The following is a 5,899-nucleotide window of genomic DNA, read 5'->3' on the forward strand; positions in this document are numbered from 1 at the left end:
GACCCGCGGGGCGCTCGAATATGTCGAGTGTCCAAGACACGCCGTGCGGGCGCGGGGCAGTGCGGCGTGTCTTGGACACTCAACGGGAGCGCGGGAGCGCACGCGCCGAGACGCGCCGGCCCCGCGCGATCGCCTACAGCGCGTCGACCACCCGCGACGCCAGGCCCGCGTACGCGGCGGGCGTCAGGGCGAGAAGGCGCTGCTTGGCGTCGTCGCCGATGTCGAGACCGCGCACGAACTCGGCCAGCTCGGGCCCACCGACGCGGCGGCCGCGGGTGAGGTCCTTCAGCAGCGCGTACGGATCGGTGATCTGCGAGCGGCCCGCGGCGATCTCAGCACGCACGACGGTCTGGATGGCCTCGGCGAGGACCTCCCAGTTCACGTCGAGGTCGGCGAGCAGCACGTCCTCGGCGAGCGAGATCTCGGTGAGACCGCGCTGCAGGTTGTCGAGCGCGAGAAGCGAGTGGCCGAAGGCGACGCCGATGTTGCGCTGCGTCGTGGAGTCGGTCAGGTCGCGCTGCAGACGGCTGGTGACCAGGGTGGATGCCAGGGTGGCGAACAGTCCACCGGCGATCTCGAGGTTCGCCTCGGCGTTCTCGAACCGGATCGGGTTGATCTTGTGGGGCATGGTCGACGAGCCGGTGGCTCCCGCGACGGGGATCTGGGTGAAGTATCCGAGCGAGATGTACGTCCAGATGTCGGTGGCGAGGTTGTGCAGGATGCCGCCGGCGTGCCGCGCGCGGTCGTACAGCTCGACCTGCCAGTCGTGCGACTCGATCTGCGTGGTCACCTCGTTGAACCCCAGGCCCAGCGACTCGATGAACTCCCGCGTCAGGGCGGGCCAGTCGACGTCGGGCTCGGCCGCGACGTGCGCCGACCAGGTGCCGGTGGCGCCCGAGAACTTCGCGAGGTACTCCCCGGCATCCAGCTGACGGATGACGCGCTGCAGACGCCACGCGAAGACGCCGATCTCTTTGCCCATCGTGGTGGGCGTGGCGGGCTGGCCGTGCGTGCGCGAGAGCATCGCGGCGTCGCGGTGCGTCACCGCGAGCTCGGCGAGGGCGCCGGTCACCGCGCGCAGCTTGGGCAGCCACACGCGCTCGACCGCGCGCTGCACGGTCAGGGCGTACGCGGTGGAGTTGATGTCCTCGCTGGTGCACGCGAAGTGCGTCAGCTCGGCGAGCGAGGTGAGACCCAGCGTGTCGAGACGGTCGCGCACGAGGTACTCGACGGCTTTGACGTCGTGGCGGGTGACCGCCTCTTTCTCGCCCAACCAGGCGATCTCGTCGGCACCGAAGTCCTCGTACAGCGCGCGCAGGCGCGCGCGGTCGGCGTCGGACACGGGCGAGGTGCCGAACAGCGAGCGGTCGGTGAGGGCGAGCAGCCACTCGACCTCGACCTCGACGCGGGCGCGGTTCAGGCCCGCCTCCGACAGGTAGTCGCCGAGTTCGGACACGGCGCCGAAGTAGCGTCCGTCGAGAGGGCTGAGGGGCTGCGGAGGCAGAGCGGACACGGGTCTCCCGGGGGTCGCGCGAGCGGTCAGCCCGCGGAGCGGATGGCGGGCTCGAGCTGCCGGAACAGGGCGAGGCTGGCCCGTTCGATCATACCGAGCACCTCGTCGAACATCGGGGGCCCGGCGTAGTACGGGTCGGGGACGTCGAGGGTCTCGGCATCCGGAAGGAAGGACTGCAGCAGGGCGATCTTGTCGGCGTCTTCGTCGTCGCGCGCCCACCCGCGCAGCACCCGCTCGTGGCTGCGGTCCAGCGCGACGACCAGGTCGTTGCGTTCGAAGTCGACGTACTGGAACTGACGGGCGCGGTGCGCGGCGCCGTCGTAGCCGAGGCGGTCGAGGGCGGCCAGGGTACGGTGGTCGGCCCGCTCGCCGACGTGCCAGTCGCCGGTGCCGGCCGAGCTCGACGCGACACGGCTGCCGAGCCCCGAGGTCTGCGCGATACGGCGGAACACCACATCGGCCATCGGCGACCGGCAGATGTTGCCGCTGCAGACGAACACGACGCGGAAGGGCGCGTCGGCACTCGCGGTCATCCCTCCATCATGGCGAGAAAGCGCCGCGTGCGCATCAGCCGCGTGCGCGCTCGTCGCGTCGAGGCCGGAGGATGCCGCCGAGAACGGCGTTGATGATGCCGATGAGCAGGGCCGCCACCACCGTCAGCCAGAACTCGCCCGTGCGCAGTCCCCAGTCCCAGTTGCCGGTGATCGCGGCGGTCAGCCACAGCAGGAAGCCGTTGATCACGAGCGAGATGAGCCCGAGGGTGAGGATGTACAGCGGGATCGCGACGATCTTGACGACCGTGCCGACGATCGAGTTGACCAGCGCGAAGATCAGACCCACCAGCAGCAGGGTCAGCAGCACCTGCAGCCCCTCGCCGGGGGCGAACGGGATGAGCCGCACCTGCAGAGCCGGCAGCAGCGTGACGATCCAGATGGCGAAGGCGTTGACGGCGACGCGGACGACGAAGCGCATGCCCCCATCGTGGCATCCGTCCGCGTCGGCGCAGCGGGCTTGCGGAGAAGATCGTTGCCCCGCAGGGCTGGGGAGGAAGCCCGTCGAAGAGGGACTGACGCGCGCGCCCCGCCCCGGATTAGGCTCGCGGGGTGAGTGAAGAGCCGGTCCTGCCACGTATCCGTCCCGAGATCGCCGCGCTGCCGGCCTACCGCCAGGGCAAGCAGGCCAGCCCCGACGCCTTCAAGCTCTCGAGCAATGAGAACCCCTTCGAGCCGCTGCCCGGCGTCCTCGACGCGGTGAACGCCGCAGGTGCTTTCAACAGGTACCCGGATGCCACGGCCGCGCGCCTGCGCGAGCGCCTCGCCGCGCGCTACGGCGTCTCGCCCGACGAGGTGCACATCGGCGCTGGGAGCGTGTCGCTGCTCGCGCAGCTGCTGCTGGCCACCTCGGGTCCCGGCGACGAGGTCGTCTACGCGTGGCGTTCGTTCGAGGCGTACCCCTCTCTCGTCGCGGTCGCCGGCGCGACCAGCGTGCAGGTGCCCCTCACCGCCGACTTCCGCCACGACCTGCCCGCGATGGCGGATGCGGTGACCGACCGCACGCGCCTGGTGATCGTGTGCAGCCCCAACAACCCGACCGGGCCGACGGTCGGCTACGAGGAGTTCGTCTCGTTCGTCGACCGGGTGCCGCGCGACGTGCTGATCGTGCTCGACGAGGCCTACGCCGAGTTCGTCACCGACCCCGCCTCCGTCGAGGGCGGTCGCGTGCGCGCGGTGCTCGCCCGCCCCAACGTGGTGGTGCTGCGCACCTTCTCGAAGGCGTACGGCCTGGCGGGTCTGCGCATCGGGTACGCGATCGGCCACACGGGCGTTCTCGACGCCGCCCGCAGCACGGCCATCCCGCTGTCGGTCACGGCCGCGGGCGAGGCGGCGGCCTTGGCGAGCCTGGATGCCGAGAGCGAGCTGCTGCACCGGGTCTCGGTCATCGCCGAGCGGCGCGACCGCCTGGTCGAGCGCCTGCGCGAGACCGGGTGGGGCATCCCCGATGCGCAGGGCAACTTCGTGTGGTTCCCCGCCGCAGACCGCACGGTCGAGGTCGCCGCGGCGTTCGAAGAGGCCGGGCTGATCGTGCGTCCGTTCCCGGGAGACGGCATCCGCGTGTCGATCGGCGAAGAGGAGTCGCTCGACCGCGTCGTCGAGGTCGCCGCCGCCACGGCCCCCCGCTGACCCGCGCCCCTTTGTCGATCACGTACGCCGGATCGTGGCATCCGTTGTGCACCTCATGCGGTCTCGCGCATGGGCAGCGCGTTAGCGTGGGTGCATGACCCCGCTCGACGACCCCGCTCTCGTGCGCGTTCTGGCAGCCGACGGCACCCTGGCTCCCACGCCCGCAGCCGAGCGCTACCTGCCGCTCATCGACGCCCTGACCGACGCCGAGCTCGAGACCTTCTACCGCGACATGGTCTCGATCCGCGCGTTCGACGTGCAGGCCACCAACCTGCAGCGTCAGGGCCAGCTGGCCCTGTGGCCGCCGTCCTTCGGGCAGGAGGCCGCGCAGGTCGGCTCCGCCCGGGCGGCCCGCGCGCAGGACCACGTCTTCCCCTCGTACCGCGAGCACGTGGTCACGCGCATCCGCGGCGTCGACCCTCTCGACATCATCCGCCTGATGCGCGGACTCACCCACGGCGGGTGGGACCCGACCGACCCCAAGAACGGCAACACGCACATCTACACGCTCGTGCTCGGGGCGCAGACGCTGCACGCCACGGGTCTGGGCATGGGCCTGGTGTTCGACGGCAAGTGCGGCACGGGCGATCCCGAGCGCGACGAGGCCGTCATCGTCTACTACGGCGACGGCGCCTCGAGCCAGGGCGACGTGCACGAGGCGATGGTGTTCGCGGCGAGCTTCCAGACCCCCGAGGTCTTCTTCCTCCAGAACAACCAGTGGGCCATCTCGGTGCCCGTCGCCACGCAGTCGCGCTCGCCGCTGTACAAGCGCGGCGAGGGGTACGGCATCCCGAGTCTTCAGGTCGACGGCAACGACGTGCTCGCCAGCTTCGCCGTGTCGAAGGTGGCGCTCGACGAGGCGCGTGCCGGTGGCGGACCCCGCGCGATCGAGGCGATGACCTACCGCATGGGTGCGCACACGACGAGCGACGACCCGACGAAGTACCGCACCTCCGACGAAGAGAAGGCCTGGGCCGGGCGCGACCCGATCGCCCGTATGCGCGCGTTCCTCGAGGGCCGCGGCGCCTCGCAGCAGTTCTTCGACGACGCGGATGCCGAGGGCCGGGCGCTGGCGGACGACGTGCGCGTGCGCACGAACGAGCTCGGCACGATCCCCCGCGCCCACATGTTCGACACTGTCTACTCCGAGGCCCACGCCCTGATCGCCGAGGAGCAGCGCTGGCTCGACGACTACGAGGCCTCGATGGAAGGGGGCGTGCAGTGACCGAGAACCTTCCGATCAGCCGGGCCCTGAACGCCGGGCTCCGCCGCGCGCTCGAGACGAACGACCGCGTCCTGCTCATGGGCGAGGACATCGGTCCGCTCGGCGGCGTGTTCCGCGTCACCGAGGGGCTGCAGAAGGACTTCGGGCCGCGCCGCGTCATCGACTCGCCCCTGGCCGAGTCGGGCATCGTCGGCACGGCGATCGGTCTGGCGATGGGCGGGTTCCGGCCCGTGCTCGAGATCCAGTTCGACGGCTTCGTCTTCCCCGCGTTCGACCAGATCACCTCGCAGTTGGCCAAGATCACCAACCGGCACGAGGGTGCGGTGCGCATGCCCGTCGTCATCCGGATCCCCTATGGCGGGCACATCGGCGCGGTCGAGCACCACCAAGAGAGCCCCGAGGCGTACTTCACGCACACCGCGGGTCTGCGCGTGGTCAGCCCCTCGAACGCGAACGACGCGTACTGGATGATCCAGCAGGCCATCGACTCGCCCGACCCGGTGGTCTTCCTGGAGCCCAAGGCGAAGTACTGGCAGAAGGGCGAGGTCGACCTCGAGGCCCCCGCGCTTCCGTTGCACGCGAGTCGCATCGTCCGCCGCGGCACCGACGTGACTCTGGTCGGACACGGCGCGATGGTCACGACGCTGCTGCAGGCGGCGGCCCTGGCCGAGAGCGAAGGGACGAGCTGCGAGGTCATCGACCTGCGCTCGCTGTCGCCGGTCGACTACGGTCCGCTGCTGGACTCGGTGCGCCGCACCGGCCGCATGGTCTACGCGCAGGAGGCGCCGGGCTTCACCTCGCTCGGCTCCGAGATCGCCGCGACCGTGATGGAGAAGGCGTTCTTCGCCCTCGAGGCGCCCGTCCTGCGGGTGTCGGGGTTCGACGTGCCCTTCCCGCCCGCGAAGCTCGAGGGCACGTACCTGCCCGACGCCGACCGCATCCTCGAGGCCGTCGACCGTTCTCTGGCGTACTGACCCGCCC

At 70.9% G+C, this 5,899-nt stretch carries 6 protein-coding genes; 3 read left to right on the forward strand and 3 right to left on the reverse strand.

Annotated elements, in window-relative coordinates:
- Positions 1-133: 133 nt before the first annotated feature.
- From purB to DBR36_RS09260, 3 genes are read right to left on the reverse strand one after another with little or no spacing between them, the layout of a single operon-like run.
- Entirely contained in the window at positions 134-1,513 is a 1,380-nt protein-coding gene (gene purB, locus DBR36_RS09250) for an adenylosuccinate lyase (RefSeq protein WP_108318761.1), read from the reverse strand.
- Between the two features lie 26 nt (positions 1,514-1,539).
- Positions 1,540-2,046: a low molecular weight protein-tyrosine-phosphatase gene (locus DBR36_RS09255; protein WP_108318763.1), complete on the reverse strand. Its 507-nt coding sequence runs from the start codon at positions 2,044-2,046 to the stop codon at positions 1,540-1,542.
- 34 nt (positions 2,047-2,080) lie between these two features.
- A complete protein-coding gene (locus DBR36_RS09260; protein ID WP_108318765.1) occupies positions 2,081-2,485 on the reverse strand; it encodes a phage holin family protein in 405 nt (134 codons plus the stop codon).
- 131 nt (positions 2,486-2,616) lie between these two features.
- Between DBR36_RS09260 and DBR36_RS09265 the strand changes: the two genes are divergently transcribed.
- From DBR36_RS09265 to DBR36_RS09275, 3 genes are all read left to right on the forward strand, one after another.
- On the forward strand, positions 2,617-3,693 hold the full coding sequence (locus DBR36_RS09265; RefSeq protein ID WP_108318767.1) for a histidinol-phosphate transaminase: 1,077 nt from the start codon (positions 2,617-2,619) through the stop codon (positions 3,691-3,693).
- Between the two features lie 94 nt (positions 3,694-3,787).
- Positions 3,788-4,918 carry a thiamine pyrophosphate-dependent enzyme gene (locus DBR36_RS09270; RefSeq protein ID WP_108318769.1) on the forward strand — a complete coding sequence of 377 codons (1,131 nt, stop codon included), beginning with the start codon at positions 3,788-3,790 and terminating at the stop codon, positions 4,916-4,918.
- A complete protein-coding gene (locus DBR36_RS09275) occupies positions 4,915-5,892 on the forward strand; it encodes an alpha-ketoacid dehydrogenase subunit beta (protein ID WP_058622399.1) in 978 nt (325 codons plus the stop codon). Before DBR36_RS09270 ends, DBR36_RS09275 begins: the two co-directional genes overlap by 4 nt.
- The last annotated feature ends 7 nt before the right edge of the window (positions 5,893-5,899 follow it).

Origin of the sequence: Microbacterium sp. HMWF026 (assembly GCF_003061325.1) — a bacterium.
Classification (GTDB): domain Bacteria; phylum Actinomycetota; class Actinomycetes; order Actinomycetales; family Microbacteriaceae; genus Microbacterium; species Microbacterium testaceum_E.

What these genes read in the sequence shown, in the direction of transcription:
- DBR36_RS09255 (WP_108318763.1), bottom strand. Translation starts at nt 2,046, where the DNA reads ATGACCGCGAGTGCCGACGCGCCCTTCCGCGTCGTGTTCGTCTGCAGC.
- DBR36_RS09260 (WP_108318765.1), bottom strand. Translation starts at nt 2,485, where the DNA reads ATGCGCTTCGTCGTCCGCGTCGCCGTCAACGCCTTCGCCATCTGGATC.
- DBR36_RS09270 (WP_108318769.1), top strand. Translation starts at nt 3,788, where the DNA reads ATGACCCCGCTCGACGACCCCGCTCTCGTGCGCGTTCTGGCAGCCGAC.